At 64.1% G+C, this 16,784-nt stretch carries 15 protein-coding genes; 6 read left to right on the forward strand and 9 right to left on the reverse strand.

Annotated elements, in window-relative coordinates:
• Positions 1 to 11: 11 nt before the first annotated feature.
• The 7 genes from ACMGE0_RS29050 to ACMGE0_RS29080 form a co-directional block, all read right to left on the reverse strand.
• Entirely contained in the window at positions 12 to 725 is a 714-nt protein-coding gene (locus ACMGE0_RS29050; RefSeq protein WP_436819370.1) for an ABC transporter ATP-binding protein, read from the reverse strand.
• Positions 718 to 1,464, reverse strand: a complete 747-nt coding sequence (locus tag ACMGE0_RS29055) for an ABC transporter ATP-binding protein (RefSeq protein ID WP_436819371.1) — start codon at positions 1,462 to 1,464, stop codon at positions 718 to 720. Before ACMGE0_RS29055 ends, ACMGE0_RS29050 begins: the two co-directional genes overlap by 8 nt.
• Positions 1,451 to 2,431 carry a branched-chain amino acid ABC transporter permease gene (locus ACMGE0_RS29060; RefSeq protein WP_436819372.1) on the reverse strand — a complete coding sequence of 327 codons (981 nt, stop codon included), beginning with the start codon at positions 2,429 to 2,431 and terminating at the stop codon, positions 1,451 to 1,453. Before ACMGE0_RS29060 ends, ACMGE0_RS29055 begins: the two co-directional genes overlap by 14 nt.
• A gap of 22 nt (positions 2,432 to 2,453) precedes the next feature.
• Complete coding sequence (locus ACMGE0_RS29065) at positions 2,454 to 3,314, reverse strand: branched-chain amino acid ABC transporter permease (RefSeq protein WP_436819373.1); 861 nt, start codon at positions 3,312 to 3,314, stop codon at positions 2,454 to 2,456.
• Between the two features lie 126 nt (positions 3,315 to 3,440).
• Positions 3,441 to 4,607, reverse strand: coding sequence for an ABC transporter substrate-binding protein (locus ACMGE0_RS29070; RefSeq protein WP_436819374.1), 1,167 nt, complete (start codon positions 4,605 to 4,607; stop codon positions 3,441 to 3,443).
• 529 nt (positions 4,608 to 5,136) lie between these two features.
• Positions 5,137 to 5,853: a histidine utilization transcriptional repressor HutC gene (gene hutC, locus ACMGE0_RS29075; RefSeq protein ID WP_436819422.1), complete on the reverse strand. Its 717-nt coding sequence runs from the start codon at positions 5,851 to 5,853 to the stop codon at positions 5,137 to 5,139.
• Between the two features lie 78 nt (positions 5,854 to 5,931).
• Positions 5,932 to 7,293 carry a formimidoylglutamate deiminase gene (locus tag ACMGE0_RS29080; RefSeq protein ID WP_436819375.1) on the reverse strand — a complete coding sequence of 454 codons (1,362 nt, stop codon included), beginning with the start codon at positions 7,291 to 7,293 and terminating at the stop codon, positions 5,932 to 5,934.
• A gap of 105 nt (positions 7,294 to 7,398) precedes the next feature.
• Between ACMGE0_RS29080 and hutI the strand changes: the two genes are divergently transcribed.
• The 5 genes from hutI to ACMGE0_RS29105 are packed head-to-tail and all read left to right on the forward strand — an operon-like array spanning position 7,399 to position 13,276.
• Entirely contained in the window at positions 7,399 to 8,661 is a 1,263-nt protein-coding gene (gene hutI / locus ACMGE0_RS29085; protein WP_436819376.1) for an imidazolonepropionase, read from the forward strand.
• Complete coding sequence (gene hutH, locus ACMGE0_RS29090) at positions 8,658 to 10,193, forward strand: histidine ammonia-lyase (RefSeq protein ID WP_436819377.1); 1,536 nt, start codon at positions 8,658 to 8,660, stop codon at positions 10,191 to 10,193. Before hutI ends, hutH begins: the two co-directional genes overlap by 4 nt.
• A gap of 2 nt (positions 10,194 to 10,195) precedes the next feature.
• Positions 10,196 to 11,014, forward strand: a complete 819-nt coding sequence (gene hutG, locus ACMGE0_RS29095; protein WP_436819378.1) for an N-formylglutamate deformylase — start codon at positions 10,196 to 10,198, stop codon at positions 11,012 to 11,014.
• A complete protein-coding gene (gene hutU, locus ACMGE0_RS29100; RefSeq protein WP_436819379.1) occupies positions 11,011 to 12,696 on the forward strand; it encodes a urocanate hydratase in 1,686 nt (561 codons plus the stop codon). Before hutG ends, hutU begins: the two co-directional genes overlap by 4 nt.
• Before the next feature lie 4 nt (positions 12,697 to 12,700).
• Positions 12,701 to 13,276, forward strand: a complete 576-nt coding sequence (locus tag ACMGE0_RS29105) for a HutD/Ves family protein (protein WP_436819380.1) — start codon at positions 12,701 to 12,703, stop codon at positions 13,274 to 13,276.
• Positions 13,277 to 13,337: 61 nt separating this feature from the next.
• On the opposite strand, the gene ACMGE0_RS29110 is transcribed toward ACMGE0_RS29105, so the two are convergent.
• Entirely contained in the window at positions 13,338 to 14,507 is a 1,170-nt protein-coding gene (locus tag ACMGE0_RS29110) for a pyridoxal phosphate-dependent aminotransferase (protein WP_436819381.1), read from the reverse strand.
• 103 nt (positions 14,508 to 14,610) lie between these two features.
• On the opposite strand from ACMGE0_RS29110, the gene ACMGE0_RS29115 reads away from it, so the two are divergent.
• Positions 14,611 to 15,459 (forward strand): alpha/beta hydrolase, encoded by an 849-nt coding sequence (locus ACMGE0_RS29115; RefSeq protein ID WP_436819382.1) that lies wholly within the window; start codon positions 14,611 to 14,613, stop codon positions 15,457 to 15,459.
• Between the two features lie 48 nt (positions 15,460 to 15,507).
• Here ACMGE0_RS29115 and ACMGE0_RS29120 read toward each other — a convergent pair whose 3' ends face one another.
• Positions 15,508 to 16,776 (reverse strand): ABC transporter substrate-binding protein, encoded by a 1,269-nt coding sequence (locus ACMGE0_RS29120; protein ID WP_436819383.1) that lies wholly within the window; start codon positions 16,774 to 16,776, stop codon positions 15,508 to 15,510.
• Positions 16,777 to 16,784: the final 8 nt, after the last annotated feature.

A 16,784-nucleotide genomic window follows, 5' to 3' on the forward strand; every position in this document is an offset into this window, starting at 1 on the left:
CGATATCCTCCTCAATTGGTCGTGCGGCCGACGCCGATGTGCCGCTCCAGCAGCTCCGGCTGCTGTCGCAGGGCGGCGGCGCTGCCGTCGTAGACGATGGTTCCGTTGGTGATGACGACCGCGCGCGTGGCGAAGGCGAGCGCGGCAGAGGCGTGTTGCTCGACCAGCATCACGGTTCGCCGTCCGTCCGCGGCCAGTTGCTCGAAGGCATGCATCAGCTGCTCGCAGATGACGGGTGCCAGTCCCTCGAGAGGCTCGTCCAGAAGCACGACCCCCGGCTCGGTCATCAGGGTTCTGGCGATCGAGAGCATCTGCTGCTCGCCGCCGGACAGCTGGGCGCCGCCGTTTCTGCGGCGCTCCTTGAGCCGGGGGAAAAGCGCATAGGCCTCCTCCAGCGAGGCATCGCCCCGCATGACGACGGTCAGGTTCTCCTCGACCGTCAGCGACGGGAAGATGTCGCGGGTCTGCGGCACCAGCCCGAGGCCCAGCATGGAGCGCCGGTGGGGCGAATGGCGGGATATGTCGGTGCCCGCAAGCGTGATGCGTCCTCCATGAAGCCGCGTCAGCCCCATGATCGTCGCCAGCAGTGTCGTCTTGCCGGCACCGTTGCGGCCGATGACCGCCAGCCGTTCTCCACGGGAAACGGTAAGGGAAAGCTCGCGCAGGACGTGGGTCTGGCCATAGCCCGCGATGATGTTTTCCAGTGCAAGCACGGTCTCAGTCATGGACTTCTCCGAGATAGAGCTGGCGGACCATGGGATCGCGGCTGATCTCGTCGGGCGCGCCTTCGGTGAGGATGCGGCCGTTGACGAGCACGACGATGGATCGGGCGATGCGGAAGACCAGGTCCATGTCGTGTTCGATGATCAGCACCGCGAGATCGGCGGGCAGACGCTCGATCGCCTGCAGGATCAGGTGGCTTTCGCTCGACGGAACGCCGGCCGCGGGTTCGTCCAGGATCAGCACGCGCGGCCTGAGCGCGAGCGTGAGCGCCAGTTCGACAAGCCGCTGCTGGCCATAGGCAAGCAGGTGGACCGGCTTGTCGGCGAGGGGCAGCAGGGCGAACTGGTCGAGCAGGGCATCGATTTCCACTTCGGTCGCACGGTTTGCAGCCGCCCGTCCGAACATGCGCCCGCCGCGTCCCTGCCTTTCGAGGATCGGCAGCCGGATATTCTCGCGCACCGTCATGGTGCGGAAGAGCGTTGTGATCTGGAAGGTCTTGGCGATGCCCCGCTTGACGCGCCCGCTCTCGCCCAGACTGCCGATATCCCTGCCGTCGAAACGGATGCTTCCGCCGCTCGGCTTCAGCTTGCCGGTTACCAGGTTGGCGAATGTCGTCTTGCCCGCCCCATTGGGGCCGATCAGCGCCTTCCGGGCGCCGGGAGGCAGGTCGAAGTCGATCTCCTGCGCGACGGTCAGGCCGCCGAAGGACTTTCGAAGGCCGCGGACTTCAAGGCCTTGCATCGCCGTTCCTCCCGATGAGATTGCGAAGGGCGGCAGGAATGCCGAGCATGCCCGCCGGCACGAAGAAGACGATGCCGAGAACCAGCGCGCCGATGATGAAGAGCCAGTTGAACGGATCGACGGAGGCGGCGACGTGGTGAACCACCATGAAAATGAGCGTGCCGACGATCGCGCCGTAGAGCCTGCCGGCGCCGCCGAGGATCAGCATGATCAGAGCCTCGGCGGAGAGATTGAAGGCATAGACCTCCAGGCTGACGAGCTGGGTCACCTGGGCCGCGAGCGCGCCCGCCACGCCGGCGATCACACCGCCGATGGTGTAGATCGTGACCAGCCGGCGATAGACCGGACTGCCGATCGCCACCATGCGCGCCGCGCTGTCCTTGATGCCGCGCACCGAAAGACCGATCGGCGAGAGCGTGACGATCTTCAGGATCGCATAGCAGATGCAGAGGACGGCGAGTGCATACCAAAAGCCGGTCCGGCCGACGAAGTCGAACTTGAAGAGGCCGAGGACGGGCTCCATGCGGATGCCGCGCAGGCCGTCCGCGCCGCCGGTCAGGTCGCGCGCCTTGTTGGCGATTTCCTGACAGATCAAGGTTACGGCGATGGAGAGCATCAGCAGCGTCAGCCCGTGGGCACGCATCAGCAACAGACCGGAAACGAAGGCGAGGGCTGCGCCGGCCGCCGCTCCGACGACGAGGCCGGTGACCGGATCGGCCGAGACATGCACCGCGAAAAGGCCGGAGGCGTAAGCGCCGGTGCCGTAAAGCGCGGCATGGCCGAGCGTCGCGATGCCGGCATAGCCGAGCACCAGGTCGAGAGACAGCACGAACAGCATCATCACCATGATCCGGGTGAGGAGTGCGAGATCGTAGGGGAAGAGAAAATAGGCGATGACGGCGAGTGCCAGCATGACCGCCTCGGGCATGAGCGGCACGCCGCGAATGCGGGTTCGGATCGTGGTCAATGGGATCTCCTGAACGCTCATGTCACGCCTTTCCGAGAAGGCCCCTGGGGCGGATCGCGAGCACGGCCATGACGGCCGCGAAGAAGACGATCGTGCCGAAGTCGGGGATCAGGTAGCGGGAAGCCGTTTCGAGGATGCCGAGCGCGAGCGCCGCCATGAACGAGCCGGTGATGGAGCCCATGCCGCCGACCGAGACGACGATCAGGAACAGGACCATGTAGCGGAGCGGGTAATAGGCATCGATGGGCAGCAGTTCGGCGCCGAGAATGCCGCCGAGTGCCGCAAGCCCCGCGCCGAGACAGAAGGTTGCGGCGAAGACCGCGTCGATGTTGATGCCGAGCGCGCTTGCGATGCTGCGATTGTCGACGGCAGCGCGCAGCCTGGTGCCGAAACGGCTCCGTTCGATCGTCAGGTAGAGCCCGACGATCACGATGACCCCGGCCAGTATCACTGTCAGCCGGTGGGCCGGCAGCACGCGGAAGCCGAGATCGATCGATTGCTGCAGAAAACCGGGCAGCGGGATTGCCAGCAGGCTGGAACCCAGCAGTCGATTGACGAGGGCAATGAAGATGAAAGTGATGCCGATGGTTGCCAGCACCTGCTGCAATTCACCGAGCCCGTAGATGCGGCGATAGACCAGGCGCTCGAGCAGGAAGGCGACGGCCATGGTTGCGACAATGGCGATCAGCGCGGCAACCATAAAGGAAAGTCCGGCGCGGGCGATCAGCGCATGGGCGGCCGCGCCCCCGAGAAGCGCGAAGGCGCCGTGGGCGAGATTGATCACGCGCATTAGGCCCATCGTGACCGACAGGCCGACGGAGATCATGAACAGGATCATCCCGTAGGCTATGCCGTCGACGGCAATGTTGAGTAGGAGTGACATCGTCCGGTCCTTGCTTCGGCGGCGCGGGAAGCCCGCCCGCGCTTTCCAGCGCGGGAATAGCCGCCTTCTTCGATCGACAGTTCAGAGATGCATGGGACCGGCGACGCCGCCGGCCACCGGCACGGGTCAGTCGGTCCAGCCGAGGTCGCCGACTGTGGCGATCACGCCCTTCTCGCGGTTGACGAGCCGGCCGCTGTCCTTGTCGCGCTCGACATCGCGGATGTAGACGTTCTGGATCAGGGTGCGGGTCTTCGGGTCCATCTCCACGGGTCCGCGCGGGCTTTCCCATTTCAGCGATTTCACCGCCTCGATGGCCTTCGGCCCGTCCGCGCCGGCAGCCTCGACCATCTTGTAGATCAGGTGCGTGCCGTCATAGGCGCCGACCGAGGCCCAATTGGCCACTGCGCCGGCGGACAGCTCATCGAGCTTCTTGGTGAATGCGGCATTGACGTCGGAATCATGCGCTTCGGAATAATGAAACGCGGTTGTCAGGCCGATTGCCGCGTCGCCGAGCGCCTGGAGATTAGATTCCTCGGTTTCGGCGGTTCCCAGAAAGCGGATGCCCTCTTTTGCAAGGCCGTTTTCGTTGTAGCTCTTGGTGAAGCCGAAGGTCGGCGGGCCGCCGGGCAGGAAGGCGAAGACGCCGTTCGGTGCCTGGCTGCGGACCCGCTGGATGAAGGGCGTGAAGTCGGTGGTCGCCAGCGGCATACGGATCGTGTCGATCACCTTGCCGCCCTTCTTTTCGAAGGCCGCCTTGAAGGCGTTCTCGGCGTCGATGCCCGGTCCATAGTCGGAAACCGTCGTCACCACGGTGTGAATGCCCTGGTCATAGGCCCAGTCGGCAAGCGGTGTGGAAACCTGCCAGAGCGTATAGCTCGTGCGGAGAAAATAGGGCGACTGCTTGTTGATCGCCGAGGTGGCGGCGTTGAAGATCACCGTCGGCGTCTCCGACTGCTCGATCAGCGGTGCGAGCGCCAGCGCGTTCGGCGTGAAGGTGAGACCGGCAAGATAATTGACCCGGTCGCGAATGAGGAGTTCCTGGGCCAGCGTCTTGGCAAGGTCCGGATTGGCACCGCCGACATCCTTGTAGATGAATTTGATGTCATGGCCGCCGGACTGGCTGCCATGCTGGGCGACATAGGTCTCGATCGCTTCCTTGTATTGCTTGCCGTAGATGGCGAAGGGGCCGGAGAATTCGGCGATCACGCCGACCTTGATGGTATCCGCCCAACAGACGCCCGCGCAAAGCGCCGCCATCGCAGCCGCAAGCGCGGCGCGTACAAGATTGTTCATGATTTCCTCCCAAAGCGTCAAACGGCGGCGGCCAAAATCCTCCATAGCCAGCCAAGCCGACGAGTTGCGATCACAACTCGATCCGTATTAAGGCTTTAATGAGTTGTGATGTCAACTCATAATTTTGCGCTTGGCTCGGTGCCCTGAACCGGAGGCGTTCTTGATGCGCCAGCGCAGCTCTCCGCATGAAATCTCAATGGAGCCAATGCCGGAACGCGTCCATCGGAACAATCCATGCGTGCGATGGTTCTCCTTTTAGGAGGAAGAAGATGAACCGATCACCGCACAGTCATCACGATTGGGTCTTCTACATCGGCCTCAACGCTGCCCTCGCCGGCCTCATTGCCGCAGGCATCTGGTATTCAGCGGGCTTCTGAGCCTGGGTAGCATCGCCATGACGAAGAACGCGATAATCGGCGTGCTCGTTGTCGTAATCGTCATCCTGGTCGGCGCGTTCCTGATGCGCGGGCCAAGCTCACCCTCCGATGACAGCCCGCCGCCGGCAACGGCCCCCTTACGGTAAGACGGATCAACCGCCGCCGGGCTTGAACTGGGCCGTGACCATATGCCGGTTGCCGGGATAGGTCAGGCGGACGTTCGTGACCGGGCCTGCACTGCTCCAGGTCTGCCGCTCGATCACCAGACAGGCTTGCTGGAGAGCGAGCTTCAGGAATTTCGCTTCCTTCTTTCCTGCAGATACTGCCTGAATGCGGTGTTCGGCAGCCGTCCAGGGGACTTGCGCCAGCAGCCATGGCCCCGGGGCCAGAGTTTCGAATTCGAATTGGCCCGCCTGCGGCACGGTTCCGAGATTGATCAATCGTTCCTCGAGGCAGAAGGGCTGCCCGCCGGCGGAATGGAGGCAGGCAATGTCGACGACGCGGGCCGGCAAGGGAAGCCTGAGCCGGCGGCCGTCATCCACATCCGCTTCGCGCCGGACCCTCGATACCAGCGCATAACCGTAGGCGAGGTTCAGGGATTGGACCTCTTCCCTGATGTCGTGAATCTCGAGAACTGCGGATTGGGCCTTCGGCTGGGTGACGAAACTGCCCGATCTCTTCCGGCGCTCGATCAGCCCGGTCTGGACAAGCTGTGTCATGACCTTGTTCACGGTCATGCGCGAGCAACCGTATTGCCGGGCAAGGTCGACTTCGAACGGCAGCCGGAACCCGGGAGGCCATTCGCCGGATACGATGCGCCCTTCGATGTCGCTCAGAATCTTCCGGTGCAGCGTGGAATCCTGGGAAATGGTCGTCGTCCTTTGCCTGTTTATCTTTTCCGGCACTAGCGCAACACGGGGATATTGCAAGGCCAATCGCCCAGCAGATCAGGCTTCCAGAAGGGAACGCATGGTGCGGACGAACCGCTTGTTGATCGTGTCCCGGCTCAGGTGACGGCCGCCCGCCACCCGTTTTCGGCCGCGCGCCCAGACGCTGTCCACCGATATGCCGCTGCTGAAGATCCAGTGGTCGAGCAGGCGGTCTTCCGAAAGGTAGGGAACCGCGCCGATGTCGAGCGAGACGATGTCGGCGGGAGCGCCGGCAACGAGGCCTGTCGCTGATCGCAGCGCCGTCCCGCCGCCGATGATTGCCTCATCGAAGAGCTTGCGGCCCGTCGATCCGTTGGGATCGGCGACAACGTTGCGCGCCCGCAATGCCAGACGCTGCGAATATTCGAGCTGGCGCAGTTCCTGCGGCAGCGAGATGAGAACGTTGGAGTCCGAACCGATCCCGTATCGGCCGCCTTCGGCCAGAAAAGCGGAGGCGGCGAAAGTCCCGTCCCCGAGATTGGCCTCGGTGATCGGGCAGAGGCCTGCGACGGCACCGCTGCGCGCCATGGCTTGGACTTCGCGGTCCGTCATGTAGGTGGCGTGTATCAGGCACCAGCGCTGGTCGACGGGCGCGTTTGCAAGCAGCCATTCGACCGGGCGCGCGCCGGACCAGGCGATGCAGTCCTCCACTTCCTTCACCTGTTCGGCGACGTGGATGTGGATTGGCCCGTCGCTGGCCATCGGCAGAAGCTCGGCGAGCTCGTCCGGCGTCACTGCCCGCAGGCTGTGCGGGGCGATGCCCAATTCCATTCCGTCCAGCCGGGATTTCATCGCCCGGCAGGCCAGCATGAGGTCGCAGAAGCGGTCGATCGAATTGATGAACCTGCGCTGCCCTTCGACGGGATCTGCCCCGCCGAAGCCGGAATGGGCGTAGAAGACCGGCAGCAGGGTGAGCCCGATGCCTGCCGCCTCGCTTGCCGCTCCGATGCGTTCGGCAAGTTCGGCGATATTGGCATACGGCCGCCCGTCCTTGTCGTGGTGCAAATAATGGAACTCGCCGACGCGGCAGAAGCCGGCTTCGAGCATTTCCATGTAAAGTTGCGCCGCCACTGCCTCGATCTGTTCGGGCGCCATCGTCAGGGCGAATTTGTACATCACGCTGCGCCAGCTCCAGAAGCTGTCGGCCGCAGGCCCCCGAACCTCCGCGATCCCCGCCATGGCGCGCTGGAACGCGTGGCTGTGCAGGTTTCCCATTCCGGGGATCAGGACGGGATGGGCCTCGTCTCCTGCCTCCGCCGGCACGCCGGTCTCGACCTTGGAGATAAGGCCGTCGTCGAGAGCGAGGCGTATGTCGGAACGCCAGCCTTCGGGCAGGAGAGCCGCGTCCGCATGCAGCGTGGTCCCGATCGATCGCGTCATCGTTGAGCAGCCTCCCTCTCGCCAGTCACGGCCTACCAGATTTTTCGCTTGTCAGTACCTCTATTATGTATATACATATTTTACGCGGAAAGAAAGGGGAAGGCGATGAGCAGGCTTAGGAATTCCTCCGAGGAACCTGCGCAGGGGGCAGGGGTGGCGCTTTGGCGCAACGCCAGGCTCGCGACGCTTTCGTCCGACGCGGCAGGCCTCGGCATCGTCGAGCATGGGGTTCTCGCGGTTCGCGATGGCCGCATCGCCTATGCGGGCGCCGCCGATGATCTCCCGCAGGACTTTCCGCGCGATGCGTCCGAGATCGATTGCGAAGGGCGCTGGATCACGCCGGCGCTGATCGATTGCCACACCCATCTGGTCTATGGCGGCGACCGCGCCCTGGAATTCGAAATGCGGCTGGCCGGCGCGTCCTATGAGGAAATCGCCCGCGCCGGCGGCGGCATCATCTCCTCGGTCAAGGCGACCAACAATCTTTCCGAGGATGCGCTGGTGGAACAGGCGCTGCCGAGGCTGGATACGCTTCTGAGGGAGGGCGTTTCCACGGTTGAAATCAAGTCCGGCTACGGCCTCAATGTCGACGCCGAACTGAAAATGCTGCGGGCCGCTCGGCGGCTTGGCGATCTTCGCCCCGTGCGGATCGTGACGAGCTGGCTTGCCGCACATGCCGTTCCGCCGGAATACAAGGGCCGGAGTGCTGCCTATCTCGATGAGGTGGTGCTGGCGGGGCTGGAAGCCGCACACGCACAAGGCCTTGTCGGTGCCGTTGACGGTTTCTGCGAGAACATCGCCTTTTCGGTCGATGAGATGCGGATCGTCTTCGACAAGGCAAAGCAACTCGGCTTGCCGGTGAAGCTGCATGCCGAGCAGCTTTCGAACCTCCGCGGGGCGGAAATGGCCGCATCCTACGGCGCGCTATCCGCCGATCACCTGGAATATCTCGATGCCGAGGGTGCTGCTGCGATTGCCTCGGCGGGCACTGTCGCGGTGCTTCTTCCCGGCGCCTTCTATACGCTTCGCGAAAAACAGGTGCCGCCGGTTGCGGCCCTCCGCGAGGCCGGTGCGCATATCGCCATCGCAACGGACAGCAATCCCGGCACATCGCCGCTGACCTCCCTGCTTCTGACGATGAACATGGCGGCGACGCTCTTCGGGCTGACGGTCGAAGAATGCCTGGCCGGCACGACCCGCGAGGCCGCGAGAGCCCTCGGCCTGCTTGCCGAGGCCGGCGCGCTGGAGGCCGGAAAATCGGCAGATTTCGCGATATGGGACATCGAACGGCCGGCCGAGCTCGTCTACCGCATCGGTTTCAACCCTCTTCACAGCCGCGTCTTCAAAGGCCAGCAGGTATCCGCATGACGATCATTCTACAGCCGGGCAAGGTTCCGCTTGCCGACCTAGCCCAGATCTACTGGAGCAATGGATCGGCCAGGCTTGATCCGTCTTCCGACAGCGCTATCGAAAAGGGCGCGGCCCGCATTGCTGAAATCGCCGCCGGAAACGCGCCGGTCTACGGCATCAATACCGGATTCGGTAAGCTTGCCTCGATCAAGATCGACGCCGCAGACGTTGCAACGCTGCAGCGCAATCTCATCCTGTCGCATTGCTGCGGCGTGGGCGCGCCGCTTCCGGAAAACGTTGTGCGTCTCGTCATGGCGTTGAAGCTCATTTCGCTCGGCCGCGGTGCGTCGGGCGTGCGCATCGAACTGGTGCGGCTGATCGAAGCCATGCTGGAGAAGGGCGTCATTCCCGTCATTCCGGAAAAGGGCTCGGTCGGCGCATCCGGCGATCTCGCGCCGCTCGCCCATATGGCCGCCGTCATGATGGGCGAGGGTGAGGCCTCTTTCCAGGGCGAGCAGATAACGGCCCGGCAGGCGCTTGCGGCGGCGGGGCTGGCGCCGATCGTGCTCGCCGCGAAAGAGGGGCTGGCGCTGATCAACGGTACGCAGACTTCCACCGCGCTGGCGCTTGCCGGGCTGTTTCGCGCCCACCGCGCCGCCCAGTCCGCGCTCGTGACGGGCGCGATGTCCACCGACGCGGCCATGGGCTCCTCGGCGCCGTTCCATCCGGATATTCATGCCCTTCGCGGCCACAAGGGGCAGATCGATGCCGGCGCTGCGCTGCGCCGGCTTCTCGAAGGCTCGGAAATCCGCATGAGCCATATCCAGGGCGACGAGCGCGTGCAGGACCCCTATTGCATCCGCTGCCAGCCGCAGGTGGACGGAGCCTGTCTCGACCTGCTCCGCTCGGTCGCCCGCACGCTCGAGATCGAGGCCAATGCCGTCACCGACAATCCGCTGGTGCTGTCCGACAACGAGGTAGTGTCCGGCGGCAACTTCCATGCCGAGCCCGTTGCTTTCGCCGCCGACCAGACGGCGCTCGCGATCTGCGAGATCGGCGCGATCGCCCAGCGCCGTGTCGCCTTGCTGGTCGATCCGGCGCTCTCCTACGGCCTGCCGGCCTTTCTTGCGAAGAAACCCGGTCTGAATTCCGGGCTGATGATCGCGGAAGTGACGTCGGCCGCCTTGATGAGCGAGAACAAGCAGCTTTCGCACCCGGCCTCGGTCGATTCCACGCCGACCTCCGCGAACCAGGAGGACCACGTATCCATGGCCTGCCATGGCGCCCGCCGCCTTCTGCAGATGACCGACAATCTCTTTTCGATCATCGGCATCGAGGCGCTGGCCGCGGCCCAGGGCGTCGAGCTGCGCGGTCCCTTGAAGACCAGCCCGGAAATTCAGAAGGCGCTTGCGACCATCCGCGCCGCAGTACCGCCGCTGGAGGAAGACCGCTACATGGCGCCCGACCTCAAGGCCGCAAGCGAGCTTGTGGCCTCCGGCGCGCTCGCCGCGGCGATTGCTCCCGGCATCCTGCCTGTGCTGGAGGTGTGACGATGGGCGTTTTCGAAACCCGCAGGGGCACATCTCCCGTCATCCTCGCCTTTCCGCATACGGGTACAGAAGTCCCGGCGGCCATATGGGACCGGCTGAACGACAACGGGCGAGTGCTTGCCGACACCGATTGGCATATCCACGAACTCTATGCCGGGCTTCTCGACGATGCGACGACAGTGCGCGCTACGTTCCATCGCTACGTCATCGACGCCAATCGTGATCCCGAGGGCACCAGTCTCTATCCAGGCCAGAACACCACCGGCCTTGTCCCGGAGACCGATTTCGACGGCAAGGCGATCTGGAAGGAAGGTGCCCTGCCGGCGGCAGAGGATATTTCCGAGCGTGTGGCCGCGTTTCATGCACCCTATCATGCGGCCCTCAAGGCCGAGATCGAGCGGGTCAAGGCGGTCCACGGTATCGCCGTTCTTTATGACTGCCATTCGATCCGCTCGCATATTCCCTTCCTCTTTGAAGGCAGGCTGCCGGATTTCAACATCGGCACGGATGTCGGCCGCACCTGCGACCCGGCAATCGAAGGGATCGTCGTGGACGTGACGGGAGCCGCCACGGGTTACACCAGCGTCCTCAACGGGCGCTTCAAGGGCGGCTGGACCACGCGCCATTACGGCCGGCCGGAAACGGGTGTGCATGCCATCCAGATGGAGCTCGCCCAATCGACCCATCTCTTCACCGAAGCGCCTCCTTTCGCCTACGACACGGCGAAGGCCGAGCACCTGCGCATCCATCTCAAGGACATTCTCGTGCGCATCGAACGGATCGCGTCCGAGCTCAAGAAAACAAGCCGGAGCAGACCATGATCAATCCGCGTCACAATATCCGTGAAGTCCGTGCGCCACGGGGGCCGGAACTCAATGCCAGGAGCTGGATGACCGAAGCGCCGCTTCGCATGCTGATGAACAATCTCGATCCTGATGTGGCCGAGAACCCGCATGAGCTGGTCGTCTATGGCGGCATCGGCCGCGCCGCCCGCACCTGGAACGACTTCGACACGATCGTCGCGACGCTGAAGACCCTTAACGAGGATGAGACGCTGCTGGTGCAATCGGGCAAGCCCGTCGGCGTGTTCCGCACCCACAAGGATGCCCCGCGCGTCCTGATCGCCAATTCCAACCTCGTGCCGCATTGGGCGACCTGGGACCATTTCAACGAACTCGACAAGAAGGGCCTTGCCATGTACGGCCAGATGACGGCCGGCTCGTGGATCTATATCGGCACGCAGGGCATCGTGCAGGGTACCTACGAGACCTTCGTGGAAGCCGGCCGCCAGCATTACGGCGGCAATCTCAAGGGCAAATGGATATTGACCGGCGGCCTCGGCGGCATGGGCGGCGCGCAGCCGCTTGCCGCCGTCATGGCAGGCGCCTGCTGCCTTGCCGTGGAATGCGACGAGACCCGCATCGATTTTCGGCTGCGCACCCGCTATGTCGATGAAAAGGCGAAGACCTTAGACGAGGCGCTCGCCATGATCGACCAGTGGACCAAGGCGGGCGAGGCGAAATCCGTCGGCCTGCTCGGCAATGCGGCCGAAATCTTCCCGGAGCTGGTCCGGCGCATGAAGGCCGGCGGTCCGCGGCCGGACATCGTCACCGACCAGACCTCGGCCCATGATCCGTTGAACGGTTACCTGCCCGTCGGCTGGACGGTGGAGGAGGCGAGGGCCAAGCGCGAAAGCGATCCGAAGGCTGTCGAAGCCGCCGCCCGCGCCTCCATGAAACAGCATGTGGAAGCCATGGTCGCCTTCTGGGATGCGGGCGTCCCGACGCTCGACTACGGCAACAACATCCGCCAGGTCGCCAAGGACGAAGGGCTTGAGAACGCCTTCGCCTTCCCCGGCTTCGTGCCGGCCTATATCCGCCCGCTCTTCTGCAGCGGCGTCGGCCCCTTCCGCTGGGCGGCACTTTCCGGCGATCCGGAGGATATCTTCAGGACCGATGCCAAGGTGAAGGAACTGCTGCCGGACAACAAGCACCTGCACAACTGGCTCGACATGGCGAAGGAGCGCATCTCCTTCCAGGGTCTGCCGGCGCGCATCTGTTGGGTGGGTCTGGGCGATCGCCACAAGCTCGGCCTCGCCTTCAACGAAATGGTCCGCAACGGGGAATTGAAGGCGCCGATCGTCATCGGTCGCGACCATCTCGACAGCGGCTCGGTCGCCTCGCCGAACCGCGAGACCGAGGCGATGAAGGACGGTTCGGATGCCGTCTCCGACTGGCCGCTGCTCAATGCGCTGCTGAACACCGCGTCCGGCGCGACCTGGGTATCGCTGCACCACGGCGGCGGGGTCGGCATGGGATATTCCCAGCATTCCGGCATGGTGATCTGCTGCGACGGTTCCGAAGATGCCGCTCGCCGTATTGAGCGCGTCCTCTGGAACGACCCGGCGACCGGCGTCATGCGCCATGCGGATGCCGGCTACGACGCCGCGCTCGACTGCGCCGGGGAGAAGGGCCTGCGCCTGCCCGGGATCCTCGGGAACTGACGCCATGCGCATCCTCCGGTCCGCGGACTACAAGCGCATGCCGTGGAAGAACGGCGGCGGTCAGACGACGGAGATCGCCATCTTTCCGCCGGATGCTACGGTCAACGACTTCGACTGGCGCATCAGCATGGCGACGGTCGGGGAAGATGGGCCTTTCTCCATCTTTCCGGGCATCGATCGTACCCTGAGCGTGTTGAGCGGCGAAGGCATCGAGCTGACGATTTCGGGAAAGCCGTCCATTGCCCTCGTTCCCGCCTCCGAACCCTGCCGTTTTGCGGCGGACGTGCCGACAGGCGCCCGCCTCACCGGCGGCCCGATCACCGATCTCAACGTGATGACAAGGCGCGGCCGGTTCACCCACGACGTCACGCGCCGGATATGCCAGGGCCAGGTGCAGGTGAGGTCGGACCACGCGGTCGGCCTGGTCGTGACGACCGATCGCTGCGGACTGAACGGCGAGAGCAATGCACTTTCCCCGCTCGATACGGTCCTGCTGGAACCGGGCGACGGCACTGTGACCTTCCACCCGGACACCATGACGATCCTGTTCATCATAAGGATCGAAACGCTCACCTTATGATCTGCCGTGCTTCGGGGCGATGACGGACTGCCGCTTGTGAGCCTCGACTGCCTGCCGCTTGTCAAAGTTCATTGAAAAGTTTGGTAAGCCGGTTCATGGCCTCGTCGATGCGTTCGATGCTTTCGGAGCCGAAGCAGACGCGCAGGTGGCCTTCGCCCATGCCGCCGTAAAAACTCCCGGCCTCGACCACGACCCCCGTTCGTTCGAGAATGAGATCCGCGGCCTCCTGGGATTTCAGGCCGGTGCCGCGGATGTCGGGAAAGGCGTAGATCGTGCCTTCGGGGCGGGCGCAGATGACGCCCGGCATCTGGTTCAGCCGCGCCACCACCAGATCGCGCTTGCGGCGGTCGTCCTCGACCATGGCATCGAGGATGGAGGCCGGGCCGGTGACGGCCGCCAGTGCGCCGTGCTGAATGAAGGTGTTGACGTGCGTGACCTCGGTGGAGGTGATCTTCATCAGACCGGGGATCAGGCTTGCATCGGCCGCGATATAGCCCAGCCGCCAGCCGTCCATCGCATAAGCCTTGGTGAAGGCGTACATGCCGACGGTGCGCTCCTTCATGCCCGGCAGCGAGGCGATGCTGACATGCTCGGCGCCGTCGAACAGGATCTGTTCGTAGACTTCGTCGGACAGCACCGCGAGATCGTGCTCGATCGCCAGATCGGCGACGATCTGCAGCTCCTCGCGGGAATAGACGCGGCCCGTCGGATTGACCGGGTTGACGAGCACGATCATCCGCGTCGCCTTAGTGATCTTCGCCTCGATCAGATCGCGCCGGATGCGGAAGCCGTTCTCCCTGTCGAGAGGTGCGATGACCGCCTTGCCTCCCGCCATTTCGATCTTGCCGAGATGCTGCGGATAGTAGGGTTCGAGCAGGATAGCCTCATCGCCGTCGTCGATCAGCGCCATGAAGGCGGCGAAGGATGCCTGTGTCAGGCCGTTGGTGACGATGATCCCGTTCGCCGAGGTATCGATGCGGTTGTAGTCGCGCAGCTTGGCGGCCAGTGCCGCACGCAATTCCGGCAGGCCCTGCAGATCGCTGTAATGCACCTCGCCGCGCCTCAGCGCCGCGATGGTCGCTTGCTTGATATGCTCCGGCGTGTCGTGGAACGGCCGGCCGAGTTCCAGATGGATGAGGTCGCGCCCTTCGCCCGCCATGGCGGCCGCCTTGGCATACATGCCGAAGCTCTTCTTGGAGGTTTCAGTGACGCGGCGGGCTAAACGGACCATCGGTTCCTCGTATGTCTTCTCTTTTATCCGCCCTTGAAGTGAGCATTTGATCAAATCTGCGGATGTTCTATTGTGGCGTGAGCGGCAGATCAAGGAGATTTCAATGCAGCGCGGTATGGATGCACAATTCAGTCTCGATCATGTGCCGGGGCTTCCGGCGGTTTTCGAGCGCCGCCAGCAATTGGCGGATGCGGCTTTGAGGCGCTACATGGTCCATCGCAAAGTTCCCTATGCCGATTTGCCGGACCACACGCTGAACATCTTCCCGCCCGAAGGTGCCGGCGGGCCGGCGCCCGTCCAGTTTTTTATCCATGGCGGCTTCTGGCGCTCGCTGGACGCCGATCTTTTCAGCTTTCTCGCCAACGGGTTCGTGCCCTTCGGTGCGATGCTGGTGGTGATCGACTATCCGCTGATGCCGGCGACCCGCATGGCGGGCGTGGTCGAGGCGTGCCGTAAGGCATTGGCCTGGACGCATGAAAATTGTGCCCGATACGGCGGCGACCCCGACCGGCTGTTCATATCCGGCAATTCCGCCGGCGGGCATCTGGTGGCCGAGCTCGCCGACCGGCCCTCGCTGATCGGGTCCGGCCTGCCGGGAGATGCGGTCAAGGGCGTAACGGCGATCAGCGGCATCTACGATCTCGAACCGGTGACGCGCTCCTTCCAGGACGATTCGCTCAATCTGACGCCGGACGAGGTGACAGCCTTCAGCCCGCTCAACCGGGTTTACGACCTGGCTGCGCCGCTGATCGTCACGCTTGGCGACGACGAGACGGGGGAATTCCACCGCCAGTCCGAACTGTTCACGCGCCATTGCCATCAGGATCGCTTTCCGGTTTCGCTTCTGAAAGTGCCTCGCACCAACCACATCACCGTCCTCAGCGAAGCGCTCGCCGAGCCGGAGAACGTCCTCAATCAGGCCGTTCGCCGCCAGATGGGCATGCCCGTCTGAATACGCGCGGCGGTATCCGGCCGCCGCGCGAAACGTCGAGCCCGCCGCCTACTTGTCGATCTCAGCGATCGCGTCAGCGACGCGGGTCTTGTCCCACTTGTCCACCACGGTCAGCTTGCCGTCACTGCCGACGCCCCAGATGAGATAGGGGCCGGTGACGTCGCCGAACTGGTCGAAGGAGATCGGGCCGGTTGCGCCCTCGTAGCGGATCGGCTTGCCGGCCTTGGTCAGCTCCTTGGCCTTCTTGAAGCCGTCCGGACCGGGATGGATGACCTCGCCGTCGCCGGTGGTGATGGCACGGATGTTGTCGCGGATCGCGGTGCCGTCTGGTTTTCCCGCCTTTTCCATGGCGAGAAGGGCGACTGCCGCCGCGTCATACATGGTGTGCAGGCCGGGGCCGTTCGGGGCCGAGCCGAATTTCGCCGCCCAGGCCTTGTTGAACGCGTCGACAGACGGACCTTCCGTCTGTGCGTTGTCGATGCCTTCCGCCTTGGCGAGGTATTGGGCGCCGACCGATTTCACGAACTCGTCCGCGCGCAGCGAGTTGCTGAGCAGAAGATTCTGCGAACCGCCGAAGGAGATCCATTCGCGCAGGGCCGTCGCGCCGTCCGCCGGAAAAGCGATCAGGAAGAGCGAGTCCGGATCGCCCTGCATCGCGGCATTGACCTCGGCCCGGTAGGACGCCTGCTCTTGGTTGTAAGGTGTCACGCTGCTCACCGTACCGCCGACTTTTTCGAACGCGGCCTTGAAGGAGCGGGCGAGCGAGACGCCATAGTCCGAGTTCACGTGGATGACGGCAATCTTCTTGTAGCCTTTGGTCTTGGCAATGTTCGCCATGACGACGCCCTGTGGCCGGTCGGTCGGCAGCGTGCGGAACCAGTAGCCGCCGGTGCCGCCGTCACGGGCGAGCTGGGTGAAGGTCGGCGCCGAGGAGCAGCAGGAGATCTGCACGACCTTGCCCGGCACGCTGACCGAGGTCAGGATCGGCATGGTGACGCCGGACTGGATGGCGCCGAGGATGACCGGCGCCTTCTCGATCTCCACCAGGGTCTTGGCGGCATCGACGCCGACATTCGGCGAGCCCTGGTCGTCGCGAATAATATATTTCACGTTGCAGCCGGCAACCCCGCCGGCTTCGTTGAACTGGTCGACGGCAAGCTGGCCGGCATCGCCGATCGCCTTGCCGATCGCCGCCATGGAGCCGGTGATCGACAGCACCGATCCGACGGGGATTTCGCAGGACTGCGCGGCTGCGGGCAGCGCGCTTGCCATGAGGCCGAGGCCGAAGGCGCCCGACAGAAGAAGATGTTTCGTCATGTGTGTTC

Source organism: Neorhizobium descurainiae (genome assembly GCF_051400715.1).
Classification (GTDB): domain Bacteria; phylum Pseudomonadota; class Alphaproteobacteria; order Rhizobiales; family Rhizobiaceae; genus Neorhizobium.

Coding starts and splice junctions, on each gene's coding strand:
- hutU (WP_436819379.1), top strand. CDS start 11,011: ATGATCAATCCGCGTCACAATATCCGTGAAGTCCGTGCGCCACGGGGG.
- ACMGE0_RS29080 (WP_436819375.1), bottom strand. CDS start 7,293: ATGACGCGATCGATCGGGACCACGCTGCATGCGGACGCGGCTCTCCTG.
- ACMGE0_RS29065 (WP_436819373.1), bottom strand. CDS start 3,314: ATGTCACTCCTACTCAACATTGCCGTCGACGGCATAGCCTACGGGATG.
- ACMGE0_RS29055 (WP_436819371.1), bottom strand. CDS start 1,464: ATGCAAGGCCTTGAAGTCCGCGGCCTTCGAAAGTCCTTCGGCGGCCTG.
- ACMGE0_RS29120 (WP_436819383.1), bottom strand. CDS start 16,776: ATGACGAAACATCTTCTTCTGTCGGGCGCCTTCGGCCTCGGCCTCATG.
- ACMGE0_RS29050 (WP_436819370.1), bottom strand. CDS start 725: ATGACTGAGACCGTGCTTGCACTGGAAAACATCATCGCGGGCTATGGC.
- ACMGE0_RS29105 (WP_436819380.1), top strand. CDS start 12,701: ATGCGCATCCTCCGGTCCGCGGACTACAAGCGCATGCCGTGGAAGAAC.
- ACMGE0_RS29115 (WP_436819382.1), top strand. CDS start 14,611: ATGCAGCGCGGTATGGATGCACAATTCAGTCTCGATCATGTGCCGGGG.
- ACMGE0_RS29070 (WP_436819374.1), bottom strand. CDS start 4,607: ATGAACAATCTTGTACGCGCCGCGCTTGCGGCTGCGATGGCGGCGCTT.
- hutI (WP_436819376.1), top strand. CDS start 7,399: ATGAGCAGGCTTAGGAATTCCTCCGAGGAACCTGCGCAGGGGGCAGGG.
- hutG (WP_436819378.1), top strand. CDS start 10,196: ATGGGCGTTTTCGAAACCCGCAGGGGCACATCTCCCGTCATCCTCGCC.
- ACMGE0_RS29110 (WP_436819381.1), bottom strand. CDS start 14,507: ATGGTCCGTTTAGCCCGCCGCGTCACTGAAACCTCCAAGAAGAGCTTC.
- hutH (WP_436819377.1), top strand. CDS start 8,658: ATGACGATCATTCTACAGCCGGGCAAGGTTCCGCTTGCCGACCTAGCC.